The following is a 25,811-nucleotide window of genomic DNA, read 5'->3' on the forward strand; positions in this document are numbered from 1 at the left end:
CGAGGGGGCGGAGCCCCCTCGGAAACGGTGAAAGGGCGGGACCGGGGCACCCTCCCCGTCAGTGCGGGTCCGGGTCCGCGGCCGCTGGGACCAGGCCGCGCTCGGGGCGGCGCGCGTGGGGCAGGCGGAGGGCGTCCGCCTGGCCGTCCGCAGGACGCTTCGCGTCCTGGACGGTCAGGGTGACCACGCCCGTCGCGGCCAGCGCGCCCGCCGCGGCCGCGAGGAGCGCGCCCGTGGCGCCGTAGCGGAAGACCTCGCCGAGTTCGGCGACGCCGACGGCCGCGGCGACGACGGGGTTGACGACCGTGACGGTGGCCAGGGGGGCGGCGAGGCCCGCGCCCCGGTAGGAGGACTGGGAGAGCAGCATGCCGGCGGAGGCGAGCACCGCGATCGCGCCGAGGCCCGGCAGCAGGGCGGGGACGCGGGCGCCGTGTTCCGTGAAGTCCTCGGCGACGGCCTTGGTGAAGACCGACGCCATGCCGAAGGCCGTGCCCGCGGCGGCGGCCAGCAGGACGCCCCGGGCGCCGGGGTGGCGCAGCCGGCGGGCGGTGAGGGCCGCCAGGGCCACGGCGGCGAGCGCCACGGCCGCCAGCAGGGGGCGTTCGGCGGGGGCGAGGGTGTCGCCGTGCGGGGTCCCGGTGAGGCTCAGCAGCCCCGCCAGCCCCGCCGTGGCGAGGAGCGCGCCGCGCCGGCCCGCCGCGCCGACGGGGCGGCGGGCGAACAGCGCGGCCATCGGCAGGGCGAAGACGATCGTCAGCGCCCCCAGCGGCTGAACGAGGCTCAGCGGGCCGTAGGCCAGGGCCACCACGTGCAGTCCGGCGCCGAGGCAGGTGAGGGCCACCGCGCCCCACCAGCCGGCGCGCCGCAGCGGCGCGTACCCCCCGCCGGGGCTCGTGGCGGCGACGCGTTCCTGGGCGATGGCCGCTCCGGCGTAGCAGACGGCGGACACCAGGGACAGCAGCACCGCGAGGGCGAGCGCGCTCACGCGCCACCCCCGCTCCCGGCTCTCCGCCCCGTCACCTCGTGCTCCATGCCTCCACGATGCCCGTTCCGGGCGCCCGCGTCGTCGTACTTGAGTACGGGCTTTTCGGTACTCCGCTGGGAGTACGGGCGGATGATCCGAGGGGTTGCCGGGCGCCGTGGGGCCCGTATCGATCACGTCCGGTGGCGGGAGCGCATTGCCCATGGGATCTCCGGATGATCCCCTGCCGCATTTCGCCGTACCGCGTCTACGATTTCGTCGACGCCGGGAAAAAATCCGCTGCCAGATTTCGAGCCTCCTCAAATACCATTGCGTTCGGGCGACTCCGTATGAAATTTGTACGGGTGCCCGAACGGGGAAAGCACGGCATTAACGGGGGGAACCACCAATGTCCGCGAACTCCATGGTTTGGCATGCCCACGCATTCGATAAATTCGAACAGCGCGGGCGCCACGTCACCGTCATCGGGGCCGGCGTCGCCGGTCTGGTGACCGCCTACGAACTGGAGCGCCTCGGCTACCGCGTCGAGGTCCTCGAAGGAAACAACCGCATCGGTGGTCGCATTCTCACCCACCGGTTCGGCCCGGGCCCCGGCGCACCGTCCGTGGAGCTCGGCGCCATGCGCATTCCGGCCCATCACCGCCACACTCTCGAATACATTCGAAAGATGGGGCTGGACGACAAACTCCGCACGTTCGCCACGCTCCTCTCCGAGGAGAACGCCTATCTGCACACCCGGAACGGCTTCCTTCGCATCCGGGACGCCGCCCTTCCGCTCCGCGAGCACTTCCGCGCCGAGCTCACCCGGCACCGCCCGGACCACCGGTACACGCCGGGCACCATAGCCTTCGGCACCTGGCTGACCGCCATCGTCGACGCCATCGCGCCCCCGGACCTGCGGGAGGCGCTCCGCGCCGACCTCCACCGCCAGCTGCTCGACATGGTCGACCACCTCGACATCACCGAGCACATACGCGGATCGGCACGGGACCGCGTCGACCTCCACACGTTCTTCGCCGCCTACCCGGGCATCCGCGCCGGATGCAGCGGACGGCTCAACAGCTTCCTCGACGACATCCTCACCGAGACCAGCCCCGACCTGCTGCGGCTGCACGGCGGCATGGACCAGCTGACCTGCCGTCTGGCGAGCCGGCTGCGGGGCACGGTGGCCCTCGACCACAAGGTCACCGGCATCGACGTCCGCGACGACGGCGTCCTGCTCCAGGTCAAGGCGGGCGGCCGGACGGCCGTCAAGCGCTCGGACCTCGTCGTGTGCACCGTGCCGTTCCCCGCCGTCCGGCGGATGCGGCTGAACGGCCTGGACGCCGACAAGCTGGCCGTGCTGCGCGACGTGCAGTACTGCCCCGCCACCAAGGTCGCCTTCCTGTGCCGCACCCCGTTCTGGCGGGAGAGCGGTATCGAGGGCGGCGCCTCCTTCACCGGGGGGCGCATCCGCCAGACCTACTACCCGCCCGTCGACGGCGAACCGGGGCGCGGCGCCGCCCTGCTGGCCAGCTACACCATCGGGGACGAGGCCCGGAAGCTGGGCCGGATGTCGTCCTGCCGCCGGCACCGCCTGGTGCTGGACGAGCTCAGCGTGGCCCACCCCGAGCTGCTCTCGCCCGGCATGGTGCTGGAGGCCGTGAGCGTGGCCTGGGGGGACTCGCGCTGGCAGGCCGGCTGCGCCGTGCGCTGGGGCAAGAGCCCCGGCGAGGTCGAGGAGGAGCTGCTGCGCGCGGGCCGCCCGGCGCACCGGCTGTTCTTCGCAGGCGAGCACTGCTCGACGTCGCCCGCCTGGATCGACGGATCGATCGAGTCCGCGCTCCGGGCCGTCGGACAGGTGACGGACTTCACCACCGACCGCCGCCGCACGGCCGTCTCCGGCCGGGCCAACCCCGCGGGAGCCCTGTGATGAGCGTCTTCGACCTGCCCCGGCTGCACTTCGCCGGCACCGCGACGACGAAACTGCCCACCGGCCCGCGCAACGGGCTCGTCGACCTGGCCGCCAACCGGGCCCTGACCGGCGACGGCCGGCCCTTCCCGGCCGACCGGCCGGCCGCCGAGTACCACGACCACCTCCAAGCGCTCGGGCCGCACTTCGACGCCGCCGGGCGTCCGTGCCCGGCGACGGCGGACGTCTTCGCGGCCGGCGTCTTCAGCGCGGCCAAGGGGCGGCACTTCGACGGCAACGGCCACTTCCTGCTGGACGCCCGGGTCGTCTCCGTCGAGGGCCCGGGCGCGCCGGCCGGCGCCCCGCCGGCCACCGACGACCCGGTCGTCGGCCGCAGCGTCGACGTATGGGGCCACTACAACGACTACCTGCGCACGACCGTCAACCGGGCCCGGGTCTTCGACCTGGACCCGGCCTCCCGGTGGACCACCGCCCTGATGATCGGCCGGTTCGGCCTGGGGCGCCTGGGCCGTTCGCACGACGACGGCTACATGCTCAGCAACGCGGTCGAGGGCTTCCAGCCGCCGCGCTGGGTGGACTTCCGCCGGATCCTCGACCCGGGCGAGCACGCGCTCGCCCGGGAGCTGGGCCACTGCGCCGTCCACCAGTTCGTCGTCACGCCCGAGGAGGGCGCGGACGGGCTGGGCTGGCTGCCGGACGCCCGGCTCTCCCCCGCCGTGCGCGCGCTGCGCGAGGCGGTGACGGGCGGGGCGGACGGCCTCGTCGTCCAGTTCGCGCTGGACGACGTGACCTCGCCGCTCGTCCCGGACACGCCGGCGCTGTGGCGGGTGCGGGGGACGATCGCGCCCTGGCACGCCGACGAGCTGCGCAGCTACCCCGCCGGCCGGCTGCTCGCCCCCCTCCCGGGGGCGGGCGGCCCCCTCCACCACATGACGGTGGAGGTCGGGCGCGGCCGGGCCGCGTTCAACATGATCTCCGCCGTGCCGCTCACCGGCCGGGCGCCCGAGGCCGGTCCGGGCCCGCTGCACCGGCTCGGCCCGCCGCTGGACGCCGGCGACCTGGAGCTGCGCTCGGCCGGCTCCGGCCGGCTCCTCGCCCGGCTGCCCGCCGGGTCGTACGACGGCGAGCTCACCTCCGGCATCGTCACCGTGCCCGCCGAGACGGGCTGGGAGGCGGCCCCGGACGAGGCCCTGTGCCTGGTCCGGGCCGCCACCGGGGACGGGGAGGCGACGGTGCTGCTCGCGGAGCGGGAGGTCAACGTCCAGAGCGACGACGCCCTGGTGACCCTCCACCACCGCGACCGGGCGCGGAGGCGCGACCACGCCGTGGAGATCCCGTTGCGCGTATTCGTCCGGGGCCGCCCGGCGAGCGCCGGGACCGTCCACGCGCGCCAGTACTCCAACCCGCGCGCCCTGCCCGCCGACCCCGTCGCGGGCGGCACTGGGGCGCGCTGCGGAGACGCGATCCACCTGGGGATGCGCGGCGGGGACGGCGACTTCACCGCCGAGTGCGCCGTGGACACCGACGAGCGGGGCCGGGGCCTGCTCACCCTGCGCGGCGAACGGGCGGGCACCTGCCGGGTCCTGCTCACCACCGACCCCGCCGACCGGCCCGCCGCCGACCCCACGGCGGCGGGCTCCGCCTGGACGGCCTACGACGACGAGGACGCCCTCGGCTACTGGGCGGGCGCGGGCGCCCTGTCCGTCCGCGTCCTGCCCGACGACTGGCACCTGGACGACGTCCCCCGCGAGGACGTCGACTTCACCCTGCTGCACCACGAGGTCTTCGCGTTCTACGAGCACATCTCCACCTTCATGCGCTCCGACGTCTTCAGCCTCGCCGACCGCTGCAAGGTGGAGACGTACGCCGAGCTGGCGTGGCAGATGTGCGACCCGCGCAACAAGGCGAAGACGTACTACATGCCGCCCACCCGCGACCTGACCGACCCCAAGGCCCGCCTCCTGCTGGCCTATCTGCGCAACCAGCAGGAACGGCCGCGCCCGCCGCTGACCTCCCCGGCGATCCCCGTGACCGAGCCCGCGATCACCACGCGCGGCGAGCTGTGGACCGCCCTCAGGCAGGCCGCCGCGCTGGAGCTCGCGGTGATGCTCCAGTACCTCTACGCGGCGTTCTCGGTGCCCACCCACGGCGCCGGGCGGGAGTACGTACGGCGCGGCCGGTGGACGGCGGAGCAGCTGGAGCTCGCGTGCGGGCAGGGCGGTGCCACCGTCGACGACGGGATCCGGGGCACCCTGCTGAACGTGGCCCGCGAGGAGATGATCCATTTCCTGCTGGTCAACAACATCATCACGGCCATGGGCGAGCCCTTCCACGTCCCGGTCATCGACTTCGGCACGCTCAACGCCGAACTCCCCGTCCCGCTGGACTTCGCCCTGGAGGGGCTGAGCGTCGGCAGCGTCCAGCGCTACATCGCCATCGAGCAGCCGGCCGGGCTCACGCCCGAGGTGCGCCGCGAGAACGGCGCCCGGCCCGGGTCCGTCCGGCCGATCGGCTTCACCTGGGGCTCGGTGAGCGAGCTGTACGCGGGCATCCGGGAGGGGCTGCGGCGCGTCCCGGACCTCTTCCTCGTCGAGAAGGGGCGCGGCGGCGGCGAACACCACGTGTTCATGCGCGAATCGGTCAACACCACCCACCCCGACTACCAGTTGGAGGTCGACGACCTCTCCAGCGCCCTGTTCGCCGTCGACTTCATCACCGAGCAGGGCGAGGGCGGCGCCCTCGGCGACGCCGGGCCGTCGGACTCCTCGCACTTCCAGAGCTTCCTGCGGATCGGCGAGGCCCTGACCACCGAGCGCGTCCCCGGCCCGTACGGGCGGCTGCTGCCCTGGAGCCCGGCCTACCCGGTGCTGCGCAACCCCACGCTGGGCGTGGGCGACGCGGCGAAGGACGCGATCACCGACGAGGAGGCGCGCGCCGTGGCACGGCTGTTCAACCGCTCGTACCACGTGATGCTCCAGCTGATGGTCCAGCACTTCGGCGAGAGCCCGGACGGCAGCCTGCGCCGCTCGAAGCTGATGAACGCCTCCATCGACGTGATGACCGGCATGATGCGCCCGCTGGCGGAGCTGCTGGTCACGATGGAGTCGGGCCGCCGCGGCCGGACCGCCGGGCCGACGTTCGAGCTGGACGACCCGCCCGCGTTCGTCCCCCGGCCCGACGTGGCGCGCCGCTCGCTGGCGCTGCGCCTCGACCACCTCGCGGCGGCCGCCCGCAAATGCGAGCCGGTGCCGTCCCAGGTCGCCGAGATGGCGGCCTTCCACGCCGACTTCTTCCGCCGCCAGGGAGACACCCCATGAGCGCACCGATACCCCCCTTCCGCCCGGAGGACGTCGACCCGGCCGACCCCTACGCGTCCTACCGCCCCTACCGGGAGCTCGACCCCGTCCACCGCTCCGGCGACACCTGGTACCTCTTCCGCCACAGCGACGTGGCCCGGGTGCTCACCAGCCGGCGCTACGGCCGGGGCGCCCTGCCCGCCGCGCTGCCCGAGGAGTGCCCGCACCTGCGGCGCACGGTCACCAACTGGCTGGTCTTCATGGACCCGCCGGAGCACACCCGCGTACGGGCGCTGGTCGCGAAGAGCTTCACGCCCCGCATCGTGGAGGCGCTGCGCCCCCGCATCCGGCGGCTGGCGGCCGAGCTCACCGGGGAGCTCGCGACGGCGGACCCCGCCGATCTGGTGGCGGGCTTCGCCGCGCCCTTCCCGATCCTGGTGATCAGCGAACTGCTGGGGGTGCCACGGGCGGACCGGCCCTGGTTCCGGGAACGGGCCGTGGACCTCCAGCAGGCGACCAGCTCCCGGGCGGCCCGCCGGTCCGACGGGTTCGCCGTGGCCGAGGCGGCCGCGCGGGAGCTCGCCGGGTACTTCCGGGCCGAGCTGGCCGGGCGGCGGGCGGGGCGCAGCCCCAACGCGGCGGACCTGATCGCGGCGATGCTGGCGGCCGAGGAGAGCCTTCCGCTGGGGGACGACGTCCTGGTGGGCACCTGCATCCATCTGCTGACGGCGGGCCACGAGACGACCACCAACCTGGTGGCCAAGGGGCTGCTGGCCCTCTTCGCCCACCCGGAGCAGCTCGCGGCGCTGCGGTCGGACCCGGAGCTGCTGCCGGACGCGGTGGAGGAGCTGGTGCGCTACGACCCGCCCGTGCAGATGATCAGCCGGTGGGCCAAGGAGGACGACGAGATCGCGGGCCACGACGTGCGCCGGGGAGAGAAGGTCGTCCTGGTACTGGGCTCGGCCAACCGGGACGCCGGGCACTTCCCCGGCGCCGACCGGCTCGACATCCGCCGCGACGCGCTCCGGCACACCGGTTTCGGCATGGGCATCCACTACTGCGTGGGAGCGCCGCTGGCACGGGCGGAGGCGGAGATAGGCCTGACCGAGCTCCTCCGCCTCCCGGGCCTCGCCCCGGCGCCGGAACCGGTCCGCTACGCGGACGACCTGATCTTCCACGGCCCGGCGAGGATGATGGTACGGACGGGAGCGTAAGGGGCGCGGGGAACTGCGCGACAAGCCCCCACCGGCCCGCGGCCGACCAGACCGCTCAGTCCCGGCGGCTGAACCACCGGTTCAGATACGCATCAAGCGCCCGCGCGTCACCCGCCCGGGCGCGAAGCCCAATATGCCCGTCCGGCCGGACAAGCAACAACGTGCCGGGCGCGGGCCCCTCCGCGACACCCTTCCCGGCCCGGATGCCGAAGACCTCCGCCCGCAGCGCGTAGCGGCCGAGGGTCCGGCGCAGTTCGGCCGTGTCGGTCGTACCCGGCACGGTGCCGGTCGCCGTGCCGGCGGCCGCGTCCACCAGCAGCGTCCAGCGGTCGTAGGACAGCAGGTCGTGGAGCCTGCGCTGGCGCCCGCTCTCGGTGACGGGCAGGTCGGGCAGCCGGTCGCCGGCGCGCAGGGCGCCGCGGCCGCCCCGGTCGGTGGCGAGGGGGCCGGCGCGGTGGTGGCGGAAGAGCTCGCTGAGGAGGTTGCGGCCCTGCCGGTTGAAGGTCTCGCTCCGGAGGAGGGCGGGGCCGAGGAGCCGCATCGCGGTGAGGGTGAGGGCGGAGGGCGGCAGCTCCAGGATGTTGTGCCGCATCTGCCGCATCACTTCCTGGGCGATGGCGCGCTGCTCGGTTGTGTAGGTGTCGAGCAGCGTGTCGCGGGCGTGTCCCTGGTGGACGGCGGCGAGCTTCCAGGCGAGGTTGTGGACTCCGCGCAGCCCGGTGTTGAGCCCGCGCCCGCCGACGGGGGCCCACAGGTGGGCGCTGTCCCCGGCGAGGAGGGCCGGGCCCACGCGGAAGGTCGCGGCGACGCGGTCGTGGAAGCGGGCCCGGTTGAACCACTCGGGCTCGGTGGGTGTCAGGCGGACGTCCGGGTCGTGCGTGGCCCGGGCGACCAGCTCGCGCATCTCCTCGACGTCGGGCGGCTCGACGTGCCCGGGGTCGGGGTCGTCACGGAAGCAGAAGAAGCGGTATCCGCCGCCCGGGCGCGGCGCGACGATGAGGCTCGCGCGCCGCTCGATGAAGAAGTACGTGGTGTCGGAGGCGTTGGGGTACGCCCACCGGGGCCGGGCGTTGATCTGCACGGCCTGCAGGCCGGTGCGGCGCTCGCCCTCGAAGAGGAGGCCCAGCGTCCTGCGGACCAGGCTGTGCGCGCCCTCACAGCCCACGACCCAGCGGCAGTCAAGGGTCTCCACCGTCCCGTCGGGCCCGCGCACGTCCACCTGGGCGGCGCGTTCGCCGGGGCGCACGGCGACCGCTTCGCTGTTCCAGCGGACCTCGGTGCCGAGCTCGCCGAGGCGCTCGGCCAGCAGCGCCTCGATGGCGATCTGCTCGATGGACAGCGGCTGCGGGAAGGCCGTCCCGGACACGCCCATGGTGTGCCGGCCGACCTCCCGCCCCCGGACGTGGAAGACCGTCTGCCGCAGGGGCAGCCCCTGGTCCAGGAAGCGGTCCGCGCAGCCGAGGTCGCGCAGGACCTCCAGGGCCCGCTGCCAGAGGACGCTGGCCCGCACCTGGCGTTTGGTGCCGGGTTCCTTCTCCAGGACGGTCACGCCCAGCCCGTACTGGCGCAGGGCCACGGCCAGGGCCAGCCCGGTGGGCCCGGCCCCGATGATCACGACGTCTCGGCAGAAGCGGCTCATGGGCCTCCCCATCGCTCACCCTTCATCGTCGGGGATGCGAGGGGAGGCTTCAACGGGCCGCCCGGGGGGCATTGGCCCGTTCGGGCGCCCGTTCGACCGCGGTACGGGCGCCGGTGCGCCTCAGTGCGCCTCCGCCTCCACGGGCTTGGGGATCAGGAAGGACGTGCCGAGGGCGGCGGCCATGATGACCACGCCGGCGATCATGCTGGTGACATAGCCGTCGGCCGAGGCCGGGTCGGAGGGCATGGCCGCGGTCTTGACGGCGTAGAGCAGCGCGAAGCTCAGGCCCGCGCCGAGGTTGAAGGCGCCCGCGTTCAGGCCGGGCAGGAAGCCCGGGTTCTCCTTGGGCGACAGCACGATGCCCAGGCCGTTGAGGACGATGTTGGCCACGCCCGCGTAGGTGATGCCGACGAGGATCGAGGTCACCAGCAGCATGACGCGCGAGTGGGCCGGGATGGTGAAGATCATCAGGATGACGGAGGCGGCGGCGCCGACCAGGCCCAGGCGCAGGATCCGCCCGTAGCCGAAGGTGGCGGCCAGCCGGCCCGCGACCGGGCCCATGGCCAGGCCCGCCAGGGCGTAGGGCGTCAGCGTCCACCAGGCGGAGGCCTCGGCGCTCATGCCGAGGCCGGCCTTGGCGTCCTGGGCGAACGCGGGGATCAGGCCGTTCATGACGGCGAAGACGCCGGTCATGGTGAGCACGGTGGTCAGCAGGGTCGCCCAGGTGCCGCGCTGCTTGAGGTGGCGCGTGGCGACCAGCGGGTGGCGGGTGCGGTCCTCGGTCCGCCAGAACAGGGCGAAGGCGATCGCGGAGAGCACGACGAGCCCGCCGACCAGGCCCCAGTTCGCCGCGTCGAGCTTGCCGGCCTCGTTGAGCGCGATGAGCAGCGCGCCGACCGAGACGACGAGGAAGGAGACGCCCGGCCAGTCCATCGAGTGCGCGGAGGGGACCTTGGTCTCGCGGGTCAGGGTGGCGACGAGGACGGCGGCGATGACGGCCACGACGCCCATGGCCCAGAAGACGGACTGGAAGCCGTGGTTGTCGGCGAGGTAACCGCCGGCCAGGGAGTCGACGCCGGCGATGCCGCCGTTGACAGCGGTGATCACGCCCAGCAGGGTGCCGTAGCGCTTGGGCTCGCTGACCTCCATCCGCAGCATGATCAGGCACAGCGGCACGGTGGGCCCGGACGCGCCCTGGATGAGCCGGCCGACGAACAGCATGGGAACGCTCTCGGCCAGCGCGGCGACCACACAGCCGACGGCCATCAGCGCCAGCATCCCCGTCAGCACCTTGCGCCGTCCGATGACGTCGCCGAGCCGGGGCAGGAACAGCGAGAACAGCGCGGCCGAGGTGAAGAAGGCCGTCTGGGTGAGGCCGATCTCCGCGGAGCTGGCGTGGAGGCTGTCCTCGATGCTCTTCAGCGCGGGGCTGAGCATGCTCGCGTTGAGCTGGAAGGCGACGCAGGCGGCCAGGAGTGCGGTGACCAGCACGCCCACGCGCACGGGGCGGTGATGGTCCCAGGCCTCGCCGGCCGGGGCCCCGGTGGGGTGATCAGTGTGAGAAACGTTCATGCTTCGGCGTACCAATTCGTTCAAGGCTCGACCGCGACCAGTGTGTGGCAGACGGCGGGGACGGGCGACCTCGGCCACGACCGGTCCGGCTGCCGCAAAGTGTCCCCAAAAATAGAAAAACCCCAGATGAACTGGGGTTTCCTCGGGGCCGCGGGCAGCCGGCCGCGCTCTAAGGGTACATGCCGCCCGAACCGGTCGTTCCGGCCGGTGCCATGGTCCCGGCTTCCGCGAGATCCAGGGTGCGGGCGGCGAGCCACAGTTCGTGGCGATCGCTGGGGGAACGCAGCAGGGAACGTTCGAGGAGGTCCTCGACGCGGGTGAGGCGTTTGCGGACGGCGGTGGCCGAGAGCGCCAGCTCGGTGGCCGTGGGGCCGAGGCGGGCGTCGTTGCGCAGCCAGACGTCCAGCGTGCGGTCGAGGGCGGCGCCGGGCGGCGCCGTTCGTACGGGCCGGAGCAGACGGTGGGCCCACTCCACGGTGGCGGGGCGGGTCAGGAGGTCGTCGAGACGGAGCGACGCCGTCTCGTCCTCCCCCCGAGACTTCGGGCGGCAGGCCGCGGGGAGGCATTCCGCACGGAGGGCGAGCGCCAGGAGCGACTGGTCGGCGAGCCGGTCGAGGTCGAGGGCGAGCAGCTGCCCGGTCTGCCGGAGCCGGGCGGACAGGGTGTTCCGGTGGATCTTGAGGTGGGCGGTCGCCTGCGCGGAGAAGGCCAGCCACGAGGCGGCCGTGGTCGCGAGCTCCCGGCCGTCGGGGTCCTGGGGGCGCCGGGGCGCGTGCCCGCGCAGGGGTGCGAGCAGCCGCTCCGCCCAGGCCGCCAGCGCCGGCCCGATCACCAGGACCGGATCGGGGCGGCACGCGAACGTGGCGTACCGCCGGGCGCGGCCGCGCGCGGCGGCCAGCGCGTGGAAGGCCTGCCCGTACGCGGTGGCCGTCTCCCGCAGGGGGACGGCCTCGCTCACGCCCACCGGATGGCCGCCGGTCTCCCGGGCGACGGCCGCGGCGAGGGCCAGGGGCTCCTCGGCGGGCTCCCCGGGCGCGACCGGGGCGAGAACGAGGAGGTGGTCGGCGTGGACGGGGCACGGCACCACCCACGCCCCCCGTATCAGCCCGGCGCACCGGCGCGCCAGGTCCGGGCGCAGGCGGGGCGGGGACTCGACGACGAGGAAGCGCAGCACGTCGGGCAGGGCCGGCCGCAGGACACCGGCGATCTGACGGGCGGCGGGGACCTGACCGTTCATCAGCAGGTGGAGAACGGCCTCCCGGTTGTGGGCCTCGACGAGCTCCAGCCGGTTCCGCCGGCGTTCGTTGTCCTCGGCCTGCCAGCACATGCCCAGGGCCGAGGAGGCGTCCGCGAGCAGTTGCGGCAGGCCCTCGGGGACGGGCCCGGGCAGGACGGCGGCGAGGGCCGGGGCGGCGGTCCGTCGTGCGCAGTCCAGGGAGCAGAGCAGCCCCGTGTGCTCCCGGTCGTCGACGACGAGGGAGCCCAGGCCCCGGGAGACGAGCTCCTTCGTACCGCGCCGGGCCAGTTCGGCCGCCCTCCGCTCCTCGGCGGCACCGGTGCCGCAGGAGGCCAGGATCGTCCCGTCCACGCCGACGAGGAACACCCGCGCCCGTGTTCGCGCCGCCAGCCAGCTCAGCACGGACCGGGTGCCGCCCCTGTGGGCCGACCGTTGCATGGCCAGTACGTCGTCGGCCCGGTGCGCCCGGCGGTCCGGCGTGGATGTCCCCTGTGTCACGACCTGCACGACTACCCCCCAGTAGATGTGGATCCGGCCGCAGCGTACCGGGGGCGTCCGACACTGTGCGTTCCGGCACCGGAACGGCGGCTTCACTGTGCGGGGAGAACCTGGGCCGGGCCGGGACGTCGCCATAGATTCTGCGACGGAAACCCCACCCCCCTCTCAGAACAGGACATCACCATGCGCTGGGCCAGAAAGGCGATGGTGACGGCGGGCGCCGTCGCACTCGCCGTCGGCGGCGGCATCGCCACCGGCGACACCGCTTGGGCCGGGTCGAACGGGCAGCAGATCAACTACCACAAGTCCCGTGACAACCACACCCTGTCCGTGAAGGTGACCGGCACCAACCAGAACGGCGTCCGGGTCACCAAGTGCTTCGACACCCCCGGCTCCGGGAACTACCTGGCCGGCTGGTGGTGGAAGGGCGACGTCGAATTCGGCCGCTACGGCGGCTGGGGCTGCACCGGCTCCCACGTGGACGGCTTCGGCCTGACCGTGCCCGCCTCGCATCCCTCGGACTGGTACGACGTATGGGACTGACGCCGGGCAGGGCGGTCCGGGCCACGGCCGTCGGCCTGCTCACCGCCGCCGCGTTCGCCGGCACCGTGCCGGATGCGGCCTTCGCCGGGAGCAACGGCCAGCAGGTCCACTTCATCGACCGGCGGGGGGACGTCCGGTCCGTGAAGCTCGTGGGCCACAACCAGAACGGCAGCTGGGTCTCCCACTGCTTCCCCGTGATGCCCGGCTCGGACACCCGGCTCACCGGCTGGTGGTGGAAGGACGACGTGGAGGTCATCGACTACACCGGCGCGCAGTGCAGCGGTGAGGTCGTCTTCCAGGGGATCCACGAGATTCCGGCACGGCAGCCTGGCGACTGGTACGAGATCACCGACTGATCCAAGGAGAACCACTTCCGATGACCATCAAGAACACGATCGTCAAGGGCCTCACCGCCACCGTCCTGGCCACCGGCGCGGTCGCCGGCTTCTCCGGCTCGGCCTGGGCCGGAAGCAACGGCCAGCAGATCACCTTCCACGACCGGGCGGGCGTGGCCTCCGTCCGGATCGCGGGCCTCAACCAGAACGGCCAGTACGTCTCCCACTGCTTCTCCGTCGCCCAGGGCGGGGACACCGACCTGGGCGGCTGGTGGTGGAAGGGCAGGCTCTCCGTCAAGGGATACGGCGACGGTGGCTGCGGCGACCTGCTGTGGCAGCCGGACCGGCAGCCGACGGTCCCCACGTCCCAGAGCGGCGACTGGTTCTACATCGCCGACTGACGGTACCCCCCTCCGCAGGCTCCACCACAAAAGCTTCGTCACAGACAAGGACAGCACACAGACATGAAGCTCAAGAGCAGGATGGCCAAGACCGCCGGTGCGCTCGCCCTCGCCGTCGCCGGTGTGGCCGGCGCGGCCGGCACCGCGGCCGCCGGGTCCAACGGCCAGCAGATCGAGTTCTTCGACAAGAACCACATCGCCGAGTCCGTCTGGGTCTACGGCACCAACCAGAACGGGCAGATCGCGGCGGGCTGCTGGGACACCCCGGCCTACGACACCCCCCTCACCGGCTGGTGGTGGAAGGGCAAGGTCACCCTCGTCTCCTACGGCAGCAAGGGTTGCAAGGGCCCCGCCACGTGGAGCCGCAACGTCGACATCCCCACGCAGTGGGGCAGCGACTACTACGGCGTCAGCGACCACATCAAGGGCTGACGCGACGATGAGCACCCGAAACCTTCTGCGCAAGGTCACCACGACGACCACGATCGGGATCGCGGGGGTGGCGCTGGCGAGCGGCACGGCGTTCGCCGGCTCCAGCGGCCAGCAGATCGAGTTCCAGGACAACAGGCACATCGCGAACTCGATACACGTCCGCGGCCACAACCAGAACGACGTGATCGTCGAGCACTGCTTCAACACCCCCAACACCGCCAACAAGCTCCGCGGCTGGTGGTGGCAGGGCCAGATCTACATCGACGCCTACTCGGGCAAGGGCTGCACCGGCAAGGTCAACTGGAGCGCCAGCCCCGCCGTCCCCGCCAACCAGGACGGCAACGACTGGACCGTCATCGGCGACGACTGACCCGCGCCGTGCCGTCGCCTCGCCGTCATCGCGGTACCGAGCCCGTCATCGCGGTACCGAGCCCGTGATGGCGGCGAGGGCGCGGCGGAGGGCGGAGCCGTCCGGCGGGCCGTCGTGCCAGCGGGCGGCGATATGGCCGTCGGGGCGGACGAGCAGCGCTCCGCGCGGGCCGAGGCCGCACGCGCCGGTGTGCTCGTCGGGGAGGGGCTCGACGCGCGACGGCCAGGGTCCGGCGGCCGCCTGTCGCTCCCAGGGGGCGGGGTCCGGGGTGAGGATCGTGAACCACTCGCCGAGGACGTCGAGCGTGGAGCGGCCGGGTGCGAGCCAGAGGTGCGGCAGGCGATGGCCCGGCTCGGTGGTGGGGACGTAGTCCGTGCCGTCGCCGGACGGATCGGGCCCGGGTGGGGGGCCGTCGTCACCGTCGTCACCGTCGGCGAGGACGGCTCCGGAGCGGTAGGTGACGCCGAGGAGGAGGCCGAGCTGGGCGAAGTACCGTTCCGACCAGGGAAGTTCGACCCGGTCCGGCGCCGCCTCGCCGGCCTGGAGCTGTTCGCGGCGCCGGCTCTGGACGTCCAGCATGAGCCTGGTGTTGGCCACGGCCTGGTGGAGCGTCCGGTCGGCGACGGGTCGCCGTTCCGTCTCGTAGGTCTCCAACAGCCCCGGCCCGGCCCACCCGTGGAGCACCCCGGCCAGTTTCCAGCAGAGGTTGTGGGTGTCGGAGAGACCGGCGTTCATGCCCAGGCCGCCCGTGATGGGCACCGCGTGCGCGGCGTCGCCGGCCAGCAGGATCCGGCCGTGGCGGAAGCGTTCGGCGACGAACGCGTTCATCACCCAGTGCTGGACCCGCGCCACGTCGGCCCGTACACCGGCGCCGGGGCCCAGGGCGCGCGAGACGAGGGCGGGCCAGTCGGCGTTCGCGGCGTCCTCGGGGGTGGGGACGAACCAGGCCCAGCCCCCTTCCGGATAGAGCGGGGCGAACATCCCGTGCGCGGTGAAGTAGACCCCGGCGGGCCGCCGGGCGCACCAGGGGGCGAGGTCGGCGTCGAAGACGACGGTGGTGAAGTCCCCCAGCGCCCCGGGGCCGGTGGTGCCGATGCCCAGCAGTCGCCGGACGGTGGAGTTCGCGCCGTCGGCGGCGAGGACGTAACGGGCCCGGACGCGGGTCTCGGCACCGCGGCGGTGGTCGACGAGCGAGGCGACGACGCTCGCCTCGTTCTCGTCCTCGTTCTCGTCCTCGGCCTCGTCCTCGATCGGGTCCAGGCCGACGAGCTCGGTCCCGAAGCGCACCGGTGCGTCCGCCGCGGCGATCAGGGTGGGTTCCAGCCGGTCCTGCGAGGTGAGCGCGCCGATCACGGGGCTCTCAGGGACCGGCGCGTCGACCCCGACCATCGCCGCCGTCGCGAAGTCGCGGTCGTGGAGGGTGTCACAGAAACGGACGCGGCCGTACTCCGGGGCGAACGCGGCGGCCGCGATCGTGCCGGCGAGCCCGAGCCCGCGGAAGATCTCCATGGAGCGCACGTTGACCAGCCGGGAGCGGGGGAAGGCCGACAGCTCGCCGCGCTTCTCGACGAGCAGGGTCCGTACGCCCCAGCGCTCCAGGAGCGCCCGGGCGGTGAGCCCGACCGGCCCACCGCCGACGATCAGTACCGGTACGTCGTCGTACGCCATGACAGCAATCTCCCCCACCCTGCGGCCGACCGCAATGCTGGCTTACGCTGCCGCTGTCAGCCGCCGACGTAGGCCGCGAGGTGCTCGCCGGTGAGGGTGGCGCGGGCGGCGACGAGGTCGGCGGGGGTGCCCTCGAAGACGATCCGGCCGCCGTCGTGACCGGCGCCGGGACCGAGATCGATGATCCAGTCGGCGTGCGCCATGACCGCCTGGTGGTGCTCGACGACGATGACGGACTTGCCGGAGTCGACGAGCCGGTCGAGCAGGCCGAGCAGTTGTTCGACGTCGGCGAGGTGGAGGCCGGTGGTCGGCTCGTCGAGGATGTAGACGCCGCCCTTGTCGGCCATGTGGGTGGCCAGCTTCAACCGCTGCCGCTCACCGCCGGACAACGTGGTCAGCGGCTGGCCGAGGCTGAGGTAGCCGAGCCCGACGTCGGCCATCCGTTCGAGGATCCGGTGCGCGGCGGGTGTGCGCGCCTCGCCGCCGCCCTCGCCGAAGAACTCCTCGGCCTCGGTCACCGGCATCGCGAGCACCTCGCTGATGTCGCGACCGCCGAGGTGGTGCTCCAGGACGGATGCCTGGAACCGCTTCCCCTCGCAGTCCTCGCAGGTGGTGGCGACGCCCGCCATCATGGCCAGGTCGGTGTAGACGACGCCGGCGCCGTTGCAGGTGGGGCAGGCGCCCTCGGAGTTGGCGCTGAACAGGGCGGGCTTGACGCCGTTGGCCTTCGCGAACGCCTTGCGGATCGGGTCGAGCAGCCCGGTGTACGTGGCCGGGTTGCTCCGCCGCGAGCCGCGGATCGGCGTCTGGTCGACGGACACGACACCTTCGTCGGCGGGGATCGACCCGTGCACGAGCGAGCTCTTGCCGGAGCCCGCGACGCCGGTGACGGCGACGAGCACCCCGAGCGGGATGTCGACGTCGACGCCGCGCAGATTGTGCGCGGTGGCACCACGAATCGGCAACGTGCCCGTAGGCTTCCGCACCACCTCCTTCAGGACGGTCCGGTCGTCGAGATGCCGGCCGGTGATGGTGCCGCCGGCCCGCAGCCCCTCGACGGTGCCCTCGAAGCAGACGGTGCCGCCCTCCGTACCGGCGCCGGGGCCGAGGTCGACGACGTGGTCGGCGATCGCGATGGTCTCCGGCTCGTGCTCGACGACGAGGACCGTGTTGCCCTTGTCCCGCAGCCGCAGCAGCAGGTCGTTCATCCGCTGGATGTCATGGGGGTGGAGACCCGTGGTGGGCTCGTCGAAGACGTAGGTGACGTCGGTGAGCGACGAACCGAGGTGGCGGATCATCTTCACGCGCTGCGCCTCGCCGCCCGACAGGGTGCCCGCGGGCCGGTCGAGCGCGAGATAGCCGAGGCCGATCTCCGAGAACGAGTCGAGGCTGTGCTGAAGCCTGTCCAGCAGCGGCCCCACCGACGGCTCGTCGAGGCCGCGCGCCCATTCGGCCAGGTCGCTGATCTGCATCGCGCACGCGTCGGCGATGCTGATCCCCGCGACCTTCGACGACCGGGCCCCCTCACCGAGCCGGGTGCCGTCGCACTCGGGGCAGGTGGTGAAGGTGACCGCCCGGTCCACGAACTCACGGATGTGCGGCTGCATCCCTTCCCGGTCCTTGGCCAGCATCGACTTCTGGATCCGCGGGATCAGACCTTCGTAGGTCATGTTGATGCCCGCGATCTTCATTCTGGTCGGCTCGCGGTGGAGGAAGTCGTGCAGCTCCCGCTTGGTGAACTTCCGGATCGGCTTGTCCGGGTCGTAGAACCCCGACTCGCTGTACAACCGGTGGTTCCAGCCGCCCGCCTTGTACCCGGGGACGGTGAGCGCGCCCTCGGAGAGCGACTTGGAGTCGTCGTAGAGCTGGCCGAGATCCAGATCGGTGACCGCCCCCCGGCCCTCGCAGCGCGCACACATCCCCCCGGTGCGGCTGAACGTCGCCTTCACCGCCTTCCGGGCACCGCGCTCCACCGTGATCGCCCCGCTCGCCCGGACCGAGGGGACATTGAAGGCATACGCGCTGGGCGGCCCGATGTGCGGCTTCCCGAGCCGGCTGAAGAGGATCCGCAGCATCGCGTTGGCATCGGTGGCGGTACCGACCGTGGAACGAGGATCCCCGCCCATCCGCTGCTGATCGACGCTGATCACGGTCGTCAGCCCGTCGAGGACATCGACCTCGGGCCGCGCCGGGGTGGGCATGAAGCCCTGGACGAAGGCGCTGTAGGTCTCATTGATCAGCCGCTGCGACTCCGCGGCGATCGTGTCGAACACCAGCGAGCTCTTCCCCGACCCGGAGACACCGGTGAACACGGTCAGCCGGCGCTTGGGGATCTCGATGCCGACGTCCTTGAGATTGTTCTCCCGCGCCCCGTGCACCCGGATCAGATCATGACTGTCGGCGATGTGCGGCACGGACGCCCGCGTGTCCGTCCTCTTGGCCCTGGCCATCGGGGTCTCCGTCCGTCGGCGGTCCGGTCCGTACCAGGAAAACAGAAGAACCCCAGCTGAGCTGGGGTTCTTCGCTGTGTCCGAGGGGGGACTTGAGCCCTTCGCCTGAATACTGGCCACTTTCATCCCTATCTGGGATGGAATGAGGCATGATGGACTGAAGCATTGCGCCCGAGGCCCGAATAGGATCTGGCCGTGCCCCAGACCTCGGTGGAAGACCATTACGCGAGCGCTGCGATACGCCATCATGACGACGCGGCCTATCTCCACGACGACGGCCGACTGCCCAACGCAGACCATCACTTCGGCTTCGCCGTGGAGTGTGCGCTGAAGAGTGTGATCCTTCGATACACCCAGGTATCGATGAATCCGACCAAGCCTGGCAAGCATCCGAGTGTAAAGCCCTGGGCGCCCGATGCGGCGGGCAAGCCCCAGTACTTCGGCCATCTTCCAGACCTGTGGTCCGACGTGGCACTCCTGTTGCATGGACGGGGCGGAAGCATACTGTCCGGTGTCCTCGCAGCCTCGGAGCCGTTCGACACCTGGTCCGTGGACGATCGCTACCTTGATGGGACGACTGTCACCGAGACCGAGGTCCGCAGTCGCAGGGCGGCGACCCAACAGATTCTCAGCCTGCATCAGCAGGCACTCATCGCCGGAGTACTCACGTGACCTTCCCGACCGATCCGGTCCGTTTCGACCAAGCACGGCCGCTCGCGGAGGCCATCGCCCGCGACGTGGCAGCCTCGGGGGTCGATGTTCTGCTCGTCAGGGACATCTTGGGCAGGTTCTCCCTACTCGTGGACGACCGCGCGAGCGCAGTCGACGTGAGCAAAGCCGAGGGTTGGCGGGAACGGCTCACGACCATCCTCGGCAAATATGCGACCGACCGGCCCGTGCTCTTCGCCTCCGGCCTCTTCCAACCCGAGTCCTTCTTCGGCTCGCCAAGGGTCTCTGCCCTGATCGGCTACAGCCCCGGCCCCGGGAAGGGGCGCATCCATTTGCTCGACAACACTGTCGTGGGTGAGGACTGGGCCAAGGTCAGCACCCCGGCCACGGAAGCCGACGGGGTTCGTACGGCACGCACCGCCGTCTACGGGATCAAGGGGGGTGTAGGCCGCTCCACAGCTACCTTTATGCTGGCCAAGCACCTCGCCGACCTGGGGCATTGCGTACTCGTCGCGGACTTGGACCTGGAGTCACCTGGCTCAGGCCCACTGCTGGTCGCCGAGGATCAGCTTCCCCGGTACGGAATCGTCGACCAGCTCGTGGAGTCCGCTCTGGGGAACGACGAGGACTTGGACCTTGTGGCACAGGCCACCCATGCCCACGTCAAGGGCAATGGTGAACTATGGGTCGCGCCGGCCCGTGGGCAAGGGGTCCCCGGAACCGAGTACGCCTACGTCGAGAAGCTCAACCGCGTCTACGCCGACGTGCCAGCCCAGGGCCTTTCCGATTTCGCGGACCGGCTGGAGGCAGCCGTCAGCGCCTGCGAAGAGGCCGTCGCAAGGGAGAGTCGACGCCCAGATGTCGTGATCATCGACAGCCGTGCCGGAATCCACGACATTGCGGCCGTCGCACTGTCTCGCCTCTGCGACCTGGCACTCCTCTTCGGCAGCGATAACCGGCAGACGTGGGAGGGCTACCGCGACCTCTTCACGGCGTGGCGCTCTTCGGGGCAGGCGCCTGCGATCCGGGAGAAGCTGCGAATGGTTGCCTCGATGGTTCCGGATTCGACGGACCGCCCCAAGGAACAGTACCTGGAGGCCTTCCGCGACCATGCCTGGTCCTGTTTCTCCGTCCTTTACGACGACCTTGTCGGCGACGACGCCTCAGGATTCAACCCCAGTCCCGAGGATGATTCGGCGCCACACGCGCCAATCCCCATCTTGTTCACCCTGGAACTCGTCGGCCTTGATACCGCCGCGACATCCGGCTGGGATGACCGCTCGTTTGTTCAAACTGCGTACGATTCCTTCCTGGACACCACCACCCGCCTCATGATCGAAGGACCGTGATGACTGCCCCCCTTGGAGCCGAGGAGTACCGCGACCTGTTGACTTCGGCGCTCCCGGATGCTCAGGATGCGGACACGGTCGAACCCTCGCTCTCCAACCTCTTTACCCCGGACAGCCATCGGTTGGCGCTCCACATGGACACGACCGTCGTCCGCGGCGGCCGCGGGGTGGGTAAGACCTTCTGGTACAGGACACTCCTGGATGACCAACTGCGCGAGGTCTCTGCCGAGGAGTACCGCATCGACCGGCTCCGGCACCTTAAGGTTCATCCTGGCTACGGCACAAAAATTGTGCCTCAGCTCTACCCGAGCCCAAACCTGCTGCGCAGCCTGCTGGATGCCGGAGTGACCCCGTACGACCTGTGGAACACTGTGCTGCTTGTGGCGCTCGGCCAGCCCGAGATTCAGCAGCCCATGCAGTGGCCAGAACGCATCCAATGGGTCCGTGCGCACCCCGAAGAACGCGACCTGACTATCGCCGAGGCTGATCGTCGAGCCCAAGCCGAAAAGGCCACACACCTTATCCTCTTCGACGCCCTGGAACATTTGCACCGGGACCGTGGCCAGGCCGACCGTCTGGTGGCCGGCATCCTGCAACTCGCCCTGGAGATGCGCCTGGGGACAAGGAACATCCGCTGCAAGATCTTTATCCGGCCTGACATGTTCGACGGCGCACTGCTGCACTTCCCGGATGCCTCGAAGCTGACGGCCAATGCCGCCAGCCTGAAATGGAGCACGACCAACCTCTACGGCCTCTTCTTCCACTACCTCGGTAACCACGACAGCGAGGGTGCGGAGCGCTTCCGGTCGCTGCAGGACGGCTGGACCGGGCACACGCACGGTCGACACCTGCTGCCCCCAGCACTATTGGGTGATCAAGGCACTCAGGCGGATATGTTCAGCCGACTGGCGGGGGCTTATATGGGAGCGAACTTCCGCAAGGGCATCACGTACACCTGGTTGCCGAACCACCTCATGGACGGAGTCGAGCAGGTCAGCCCGCGTAGCTTCCTCAATGCTCTGGGGATGGCGGTCAACGAGACGCGTGGCGACTACGCGGCGCACCCGTACGCCATCCACCACGAGGGAATCCGACGTGGCGTGCAGTCCGCATCGCGTACGCGCGTCGGTGAAATCCGAGAAGACATGCCGTGGGTGCATACGGCCATCGCTCCCTTGAACGGCCAGCAGGTCCCGATCGACCAGAATCTCTTGCTGGAGCGGTGGGCCGACGCGGACCTCACCACGCAGCTCCAGCGTGAGTCGGCCCGCGCTAGTGCTGCAGGCAGCGGTGCGGAGATCCGGACGGGGCCGCGATACCCGGACGATCACTTGCGCCTGATCGACGAGCTGATCGCCCTCGGCGTGATGCGTCGGCGCAAGGACGGCCGGATCGACCTGCCGGACGTGTACCGAATCGCGTTCTCCATCGGGCGCAAGGGAGGCGTGCCGAAGGTACAGTCCTGAGCCGCCTCACCTCGCTCCATCTCCCTGCCCGGGATTCCGCTGACCAGGCGGGACTCGGCAGGGCGGGCGGAGCGAGCCGGTGTGCCTGAACGGGGAGTCGATGCCAAAGTGCCACATCCCCTGGTCCGATCAAGGAGATCGCTCGGCTGTTGGTCACGTGGCTGGTCACGCCACAGCCCGGCAAACAGAAGAACCCCAGCTGAGCTGGGGTTCTTCGCTGTGTCCGAGGGGGGACTTGAACCCCCACGCCCGATAAAGGGCACTAGCACCTCAAGCTAGCGCGTCTGCCATTCCGCCACCCGGACCAGGTGTGTGTCTCTGCGGGGCGTTCCCCGCGGCGACATGGATAACTCTATCAAGGATTCGGAGTGCCTTTCACCAGGGATTTCGTCCGGAGCATAGGGTCCGTACATGGGCAATCCGGAACATCCTCCCCGCTTCCTCGCGGCCGGTGGCGCTCCCCGGTGGCGGCCGCGGCCGTTGTCGCCGTTGCGGGAGCATCTGCGGGACACGTTCTGGTTCGCGCCGACGATGGGGCTGGTGGGGGCCGTCCTGCTCGCCCTGGGGGTGCTGGAGCTGGACGGGCTGCTGGTGCGGGCCCTGCGGGAGCAGGAGGCGTATGACGACATCGCGTCGCTGATCGCGGTCGCCGACGACCTGAAGACGATCATCACGACGGTGGGCTCGGCGATGCTGACCTTCATCGGTGTGGTCTTCTCGATCTCGCTGGTCGCCCTCCAGATGGCCAGCGGCCAGATGACGCCGCGCGTCGTGCGGCTGTACGTGCGCAGCCGGATCACCAAGTGCACGTTCACGGTGTTCCTGGCGACGTTCCTGTTCGCGCTGATGGTGCAGGCGGCGTACGAGTCCGGGGACGATCCCCGGACGATCACCACGGTGCCGGTGATCTCCGCCTCGATGTGCGGGGTGCTGGTGCTGCTGAGCCTGGCGCTGTTCATCGCGTATGTGAACTCCACGCTGCGGCTGATGCGGGTGAGCCATGTCATCGACCGGATCATCCGGGAGTCGTTCCGGGTGATCGACCGGCACGCGGTGGCGGTGGCAGAGCGGCCGGAGCTGCCGGCGAGCGGCGGCGAGGTGGTGCACCGGGGGCCGGCTGGGGTGCTGCGGGACGTGCACATCGCCCGGCTGGTGCGGGTGGCGCGGCGGCACGGGGTGGTGCTGCGGCTGATCCCGCGCATCGGGGACTTCGTGGTGCCCGGGACGCCGGTGCTGACCGTGCACGGGGGTGCGCCGCCGCCCGCGCGGGCGCTGCGGTACACGGTGTCGGTCGGGGTGGAGCGCACGTTCCACCAGGACCTGGGGTTCGGGCTGCGGCAGCTCTCGGACATCGCCCAGCGGGCCCTGTCCCCCGCCGTCAACGACCCGACGACCGCCGTCGCCTGCCTGGACCGGATCACCCAGTTCCTGGCGGCCGTCGCCGGGCGGCCGCTGGGGACGCTCCACCACCGCGACCGCCGGGGCCGGGTGCGGCTGGTGCAGGACCTGCCGGGGTGGACGGACCTCGTGGACCTCGGTTTCGCGGAGATCCGCGGCTGCGCCATCAACAGTCCGCAGGTCACCCGGCGTCTCATGGCCTCCCTCGACGATCTGCGGCTGCTGGCCCCCGAGGACCGGCGGACGCCGCTGGAGCGGCACCGTACGCTCCTGATCCACGCCGTGGAGCGCTCGGTGCGGGAATCGGCGGACCGGGCGTTCGCGCTGCGGCCCGACCGGCAGGGGGTCGGCAGGTCGGCGCCCGGCGACGCGTGAGAGCGTTGCCCAGGACTGCCGGACATCGCCGCGACCGTGGGGGCTGATCGATTTGGGACGGGTGACCGCACGCCGCCGCGTGGTACGGGTCCGCGACGGGGCCGTGAACACCCGCCCGGACACCCTGGTCGCGGAGGAGCCGCTGGAGATCCGGCTGAACGGCAAACCGCTGGCCATCACCATGCGCACCCCGGGCGACGACTTCGACCTCGCCGCCGGCTTCCTCGTCAGCGAGGGCGTCCTGGGCCGTGCGGACGAGCTGGCGAACATCGTCTACTGCGCCGGGGCGACCGCCGACGGCGGCAACACCTACAACGTCGTGGACGTCCGGCTCGCCCCCGGCGTCCCCGTGCCCGACATCGCCCTCGAACGCAACGTCTACACCACCTCCTCCTGCGGCCTGTGCGGCAAGGCCAGTCTGGACGCGGTGCGCACCACCGCCCGCTGGCCGGTCACCGACGGCCCGGCACCGCTGCGGCTCACGCCGGAGCTGCTCTTCGCGCTCCCCGAGCGGCTGCGCGAGGCGCAGCGCGTCTTCGACCGCACGGGCGGGCTGCACGCGGCGGCCCTCTTCTCGCCCGGCGGCGAGCTCCTGGACGTCCGCGAGGACGTGGGCCGGCACAACGCCGTCGACAAGCTCGTGGGCGCCGCGCTGCGCCAGGGGCTGCTGCCGCTGGCCGGGAGCGTGCTGATGGTGTCCGGGCGCGCCTCGTTCGAGCTGGCACAGAAGGCCGTCATGGCCGGGATCCCGGTCCTGGCGGCGGTCTCGGCGCCGTCGTCGCTGGCCGTCGACCTGGCGGCGGAGACGGGGATGACGCTGATCGGGTTCCTTCGGGGCTCGTCGATGAACATCTACGCCGGGGAGGAGCGCGTCACGCTGTGAGGCGCGTAGTGCTAGTGCTCCGCCGGGGCGCGTGGCGCTCCGCTAGGCGCGGGGGATCCGTCAGGCGCGGGGCGGGCGGGCCCGCCAGCGGCCGCTGAGCCTGCCCAGCACCCCGAAGCGGTCCCACTCGTGGAACATCTCCGCCCACGGACCGCCGACCTGCCGCAGACAGCGGCGGATCTCCTCGACGTCCTCGGTGGACATCCGGCGCACCTCGGGCCGCAGCACCGAGTTGAGCAGCTCGGCGCGGATCTCGTCCCAGACCGGGCTGACGTCGGCGGCGGTGTGCCAGGCGACGAAGCAGACGGCGGCGTAGGTGGGGGTGCGGCGCAGCAGGTCGCGCACCTCGTCGCCCTGCGCCTCGCGGGCGTAGGCGTGCAGCAGGTATTCGTCCTCGGCGTGGACGAGGTCGGGCAGTTCGCCGGGGGCCGGGGGCGGGTCCATGCACAGCAGGTGGCGGGCGAGGACGTCGCCGAGCCGCTCCTCGATGCCGGCCTCCAGCGGCTCGGCCTGCCCGCGCAGGGTCACCACGCGCGCGGCGCACCCTGGCTTGGCGGCGCCGGCGGCGAGATCCCCGGCCTGTTCGAGGAGGAGCAGGGCGGCGTGCTCGCGCGGCGGGAGCTCGGTGCCGTCGCCGAGGACGCTCTGGAGGAGGGTCTTGGCCAGGCGGGGTGCCACGGGGTCGTCGGGGGTGCCGGTGAGCGCCGCCCGGACGAAGGGCTCGTCCAGGCCGGCGGCGTGGACGGCGCCCGGCGCGATGCCCTCCAGCAGGACGACGGCCTCCAGGGTTCCGAGCGGTTCCTCGCCCCAGACCAGGCGGTAGGCCGTGCGCAGGACGGACGGTGTGTCCTGGTGCTCGGGCCCGGCGGTCTTCACCAGGGCGTGCAGCAGGGCCGGGCGGTCCTCGTAGTCGGCGTGGACGTCGGTGTACTGGTCGGTGGGGTCGTCGACGTCGCCGGCGTCGTACTGGCCCGGCGCATCGTCGTCGTGCCCTGTGTTCTCTCGCGTGGCGTTCTCGGACCGGCGCAGCGCGGACATCGGCATGGCGGCGGCCATCCGGAGGTGGGGGCGCCCGGCGAGGTCGGCGCGGGGGAGCTCGGAGGCGAGGAGGCGGGTGAGGGG

Annotated in this window: 20 protein-coding genes and 1 tRNA gene; 13 read left to right on the forward strand and 8 right to left on the reverse strand. The window is 71.8% G+C overall.

Translation table 11 applies throughout. The features are described from left to right. Positions 1-58: 58 nt before the first annotated feature. Complete coding sequence (locus K6I33_RS09385; protein WP_374283908.1) at positions 59-985, reverse strand: DMT family transporter; 927 nt, start codon at positions 983-985, stop codon at positions 59-61. Between the two features lie 385 nt (positions 986-1,370). Here K6I33_RS09385 and K6I33_RS09390 point away from each other — a divergent pair, with 385 nt between their 5' ends. Genes K6I33_RS09390 through K6I33_RS09400 form a run of 3 tightly spaced genes read left to right on the forward strand, consistent with a single transcriptional unit; the run spans position 1,371 to position 7,404 of the window. Then, the gene (locus tag K6I33_RS09390) at positions 1,371-2,894 is read left to right on the forward strand and encodes an FAD-dependent oxidoreductase (protein ID WP_229349799.1); all 1,524 of its coding nucleotides are present in this window, start codon (positions 1,371-1,373) and stop codon (positions 2,892-2,894) included. Beyond that, entirely contained in the window at positions 2,894-6,211 is a 3,318-nt protein-coding gene (locus K6I33_RS09395; protein ID WP_229349801.1) for a ferritin-like domain-containing protein, read from the forward strand. Before K6I33_RS09390 ends, K6I33_RS09395 begins: the two co-directional genes overlap by 1 nt. Beyond that, entirely contained in the window at positions 6,208-7,404 is a 1,197-nt protein-coding gene (locus tag K6I33_RS09400; RefSeq protein ID WP_229349803.1) for a cytochrome P450, read from the forward strand. Before K6I33_RS09395 ends, K6I33_RS09400 begins: the two co-directional genes overlap by 4 nt. 55 nt (positions 7,405-7,459) lie before the next feature. On the opposite strand, the gene K6I33_RS09405 is transcribed toward K6I33_RS09400, so the two are convergent. From K6I33_RS09405 to K6I33_RS09415, 3 genes are all read right to left on the reverse strand, one after another. Continuing rightward, positions 7,460-9,043, reverse strand: coding sequence for an FAD-dependent oxidoreductase (locus tag K6I33_RS09405; protein ID WP_229349805.1), 1,584 nt, complete (start codon positions 9,041-9,043; stop codon positions 7,460-7,462). Positions 9,044-9,163: 120 nt separating this feature from the next. After that, entirely contained in the window at positions 9,164-10,615 is a 1,452-nt protein-coding gene (locus tag K6I33_RS09410; protein ID WP_229349807.1) for an MFS transporter, read from the reverse strand. Between the two features lie 169 nt (positions 10,616-10,784). Next, positions 10,785-12,359 (reverse strand): helix-turn-helix domain-containing protein, encoded by a 1,575-nt coding sequence (locus tag K6I33_RS09415; protein ID WP_308297101.1) that lies wholly within the window; start codon positions 12,357-12,359, stop codon positions 10,785-10,787. A 174-nt stretch (positions 12,360-12,533) separates the two neighbouring features. Between K6I33_RS09415 and K6I33_RS09420 the strand changes: the two genes are divergently transcribed. From K6I33_RS09420 to K6I33_RS09440, 5 genes are all read left to right on the forward strand, one after another. Further along, positions 12,534-12,893: a hypothetical protein gene (locus K6I33_RS09420; protein ID WP_229349809.1), complete on the forward strand. Its 360-nt coding sequence runs from the start codon at positions 12,534-12,536 to the stop codon at positions 12,891-12,893. After that, positions 12,884-13,249 (forward strand): hypothetical protein, encoded by a 366-nt coding sequence (locus K6I33_RS09425; protein WP_229349812.1) that lies wholly within the window; start codon positions 12,884-12,886, stop codon positions 13,247-13,249. The genes K6I33_RS09420 and K6I33_RS09425 overlap by 10 nt, the downstream gene beginning before the upstream one ends. A 20-nt stretch (positions 13,250-13,269) precedes the next feature. Further along, positions 13,270-13,629: a hypothetical protein gene (locus K6I33_RS09430; RefSeq protein ID WP_229349814.1), complete on the forward strand. Its 360-nt coding sequence runs from the start codon at positions 13,270-13,272 to the stop codon at positions 13,627-13,629. A 63-nt stretch (positions 13,630-13,692) separates the two neighbouring features. Beyond that, positions 13,693-14,061: a hypothetical protein gene (locus K6I33_RS09435; RefSeq protein ID WP_229349816.1), complete on the forward strand. Its 369-nt coding sequence runs from the start codon at positions 13,693-13,695 to the stop codon at positions 14,059-14,061. A gap of 7 nt (positions 14,062-14,068) precedes the next feature. Beyond that, positions 14,069-14,431 carry a hypothetical protein gene (locus K6I33_RS09440; RefSeq protein ID WP_229349818.1) on the forward strand — a complete coding sequence of 121 codons (363 nt, stop codon included), beginning with the start codon at positions 14,069-14,071 and terminating at the stop codon, positions 14,429-14,431. Positions 14,432-14,476: 45 nt separating this feature from the next. On the opposite strand, the gene K6I33_RS09445 is transcribed toward K6I33_RS09440, so the two are convergent. Beyond that, on the reverse strand, positions 14,477-16,099 hold the full coding sequence (locus K6I33_RS09445; protein ID WP_229349820.1) for an FAD-dependent monooxygenase: 1,623 nt from the start codon (positions 16,097-16,099) through the stop codon (positions 14,477-14,479). Between the two features lie 56 nt (positions 16,100-16,155). Continuing rightward, positions 16,156-18,549, reverse strand: coding sequence for an excinuclease ABC subunit UvrA (locus tag K6I33_RS09450; RefSeq protein ID WP_229349822.1), 2,394 nt, complete (start codon positions 18,547-18,549; stop codon positions 16,156-16,158). Positions 18,550-18,744: 195 nt separating this feature from the next. Between K6I33_RS09450 and K6I33_RS09455 the strand changes: the two genes are divergently transcribed. Genes K6I33_RS09455 through K6I33_RS09465 form a run of 3 tightly spaced genes read left to right on the forward strand, consistent with a single transcriptional unit; the run spans position 18,745 to position 22,033 of the window. After that, positions 18,745-19,221, forward strand: a complete 477-nt coding sequence (locus tag K6I33_RS09455) for a hypothetical protein (protein ID WP_229349824.1) — start codon at positions 18,745-18,747, stop codon at positions 19,219-19,221. Beyond that, positions 19,218-20,567 (forward strand): ParA family protein, encoded by a 1,350-nt coding sequence (locus K6I33_RS09460; protein ID WP_229349826.1) that lies wholly within the window; start codon positions 19,218-19,220, stop codon positions 20,565-20,567. The genes K6I33_RS09455 and K6I33_RS09460 overlap by 4 nt, the downstream gene beginning before the upstream one ends. Then, positions 20,567-22,033, forward strand: a complete 1,467-nt coding sequence (locus tag K6I33_RS09465; RefSeq protein ID WP_229349828.1) for a hypothetical protein — start codon at positions 20,567-20,569, stop codon at positions 22,031-22,033. The genes K6I33_RS09460 and K6I33_RS09465 overlap by 1 nt, the downstream gene beginning before the upstream one ends. Before the next feature lie 220 nt (positions 22,034-22,253). Here the strand turns inward: K6I33_RS09465 and K6I33_RS09470 are convergent. Then, positions 22,254-22,338 (reverse strand) — tRNA-Leu (locus tag K6I33_RS09470). 106 nt (positions 22,339-22,444) lie between these two features. Here K6I33_RS09470 and K6I33_RS09475 point away from each other — a divergent pair. Together K6I33_RS09475 and fdhD are read left to right on the forward strand one after the other, a co-directional pair. Then, complete coding sequence (locus K6I33_RS09475) at positions 22,445-23,806, forward strand: DUF2254 domain-containing protein (RefSeq protein ID WP_229349830.1); 1,362 nt, start codon at positions 22,445-22,447, stop codon at positions 23,804-23,806. Between the two features lie 52 nt (positions 23,807-23,858). Continuing rightward, on the forward strand, positions 23,859-24,689 hold the full coding sequence (fdhD, locus tag K6I33_RS09480) for a formate dehydrogenase accessory sulfurtransferase FdhD (RefSeq protein ID WP_229349832.1): 831 nt from the start codon (positions 23,859-23,861) through the stop codon (positions 24,687-24,689). Between the two features lie 60 nt (positions 24,690-24,749). Here fdhD and K6I33_RS09485 read toward each other — a convergent pair. After that, on the reverse strand, positions 24,750-25,811 hold a 1,062-nt coding region (locus K6I33_RS09485; protein ID WP_240016331.1), incomplete at its 5' end, for a GTPase-associated protein 1-related protein.

The organism is Streptomyces sp. UNOB3_S3, from assembly GCF_020740895.1.
Taxonomy (GTDB): domain Bacteria; phylum Actinomycetota; class Actinomycetes; order Streptomycetales; family Streptomycetaceae; genus Streptomyces.

What these genes read in the sequence shown, in the direction of transcription:
- K6I33_RS09390 (WP_229349799.1), top strand. Translation starts at nt 1,371, where the DNA reads ATGTCCGCGAACTCCATGGTTTGGCATGCCCACGCATTCGATAAATTC.
- K6I33_RS09395 (WP_229349801.1), top strand. Translation starts at nt 2,894, where the DNA reads ATGAGCGTCTTCGACCTGCCCCGGCTGCACTTCGCCGGCACCGCGACG.
- K6I33_RS09400 (WP_229349803.1), top strand. Translation starts at nt 6,208, where the DNA reads ATGAGCGCACCGATACCCCCCTTCCGCCCGGAGGACGTCGACCCGGCC.
- K6I33_RS09405 (WP_229349805.1), bottom strand. Translation starts at nt 9,043, where the DNA reads ATGAGCCGCTTCTGCCGAGACGTCGTGATCATCGGGGCCGGGCCCACC.
- K6I33_RS09410 (WP_229349807.1), bottom strand. Translation starts at nt 10,615, where the DNA reads ATGAACGTTTCTCACACTGATCACCCCACCGGGGCCCCGGCCGGCGAG.
- K6I33_RS09420 (WP_229349809.1), top strand. Translation starts at nt 12,534, where the DNA reads ATGCGCTGGGCCAGAAAGGCGATGGTGACGGCGGGCGCCGTCGCACTC.
- K6I33_RS09425 (WP_229349812.1), top strand. Translation starts at nt 12,884, where the DNA reads ATGGGACTGACGCCGGGCAGGGCGGTCCGGGCCACGGCCGTCGGCCTG.
- K6I33_RS09430 (WP_229349814.1), top strand. Translation starts at nt 13,270, where the DNA reads ATGACCATCAAGAACACGATCGTCAAGGGCCTCACCGCCACCGTCCTG.
- K6I33_RS09435 (WP_229349816.1), top strand. Translation starts at nt 13,693, where the DNA reads ATGAAGCTCAAGAGCAGGATGGCCAAGACCGCCGGTGCGCTCGCCCTC.
- K6I33_RS09440 (WP_229349818.1), top strand. Translation starts at nt 14,069, where the DNA reads ATGAGCACCCGAAACCTTCTGCGCAAGGTCACCACGACGACCACGATC.
- K6I33_RS09445 (WP_229349820.1), bottom strand. Translation starts at nt 16,099, where the DNA reads ATGGCGTACGACGACGTACCGGTACTGATCGTCGGCGGTGGGCCGGTC.
- K6I33_RS09450 (WP_229349822.1), bottom strand. Translation starts at nt 18,549, where the DNA reads ATGGCCAGGGCCAAGAGGACGGACACGCGGGCGTCCGTGCCGCACATC.
- K6I33_RS09465 (WP_229349828.1), top strand. Translation starts at nt 20,567, where the DNA reads ATGACTGCCCCCCTTGGAGCCGAGGAGTACCGCGACCTGTTGACTTCG.
- K6I33_RS09475 (WP_229349830.1), top strand. Translation starts at nt 22,445, where the DNA reads ATGGGCAATCCGGAACATCCTCCCCGCTTCCTCGCGGCCGGTGGCGCT.